The sequence below is a fragment of the Paenibacillus vortex V453 genome (assembly GCF_000193415.1).
GTDB lineage: Bacteria > Bacillota > Bacilli > Paenibacillales > Paenibacillaceae > Paenibacillus_AQ > Paenibacillus_AQ glucanolyticus.
This window is the reverse complement of record NZ_ADHJ01000027.1, coordinates 1-419: the sequence shown is the minus strand read 5'-3', so window position 1 is coordinate 419 and position 419 is coordinate 1. Positions and strand designations below refer to the sequence as shown.

Sequence of the window (419 nt, the reverse complement as noted above, 5' to 3'; positions counted from 1 at the left end):
GAAGGCATCAGGGCCGAGATGGCGGCTTTCGATGGAACCCTTGGCGATCTTAGAACCGGTAAGGGAGCCATCAGCTATATGAGTGCCGGTAAGAGAACCATCGGCAATCTGGATGCCGTATAGGGAGCCATCGACAATATTTGCCCCAGTGATGGAAGCCGCCGCAATTTTGTCCCCAGTGATTGAACCATCGACTAATGTGAAGTTGTTGAAGGCATCGGGACCCAGATGTTGGCTGGCGATGGAGCCATCAGCGATATGCTCTCCAGTAATAGAAGCCGCCGCAATTTTGTCCCCAGTGACCGAACCATCGACTAATGTGAAGTTGTCGAAGGCATCAGGGCCGAGATGGCGGCTTTCGATGGAACCCTTGGCGATCTTAGAACCGGTAAGGGAGCCATCAGCTATATGAGTGCCGG

The 419-nt window shown here is 53.5% G+C and carries 1 pseudogene; it reads right to left on the bottom strand.

The features are described from left to right. A pseudogene (locus tag PVOR_RS16840) lies at window positions 1-419 on the bottom strand (hypothetical protein); the annotation flags it as partial.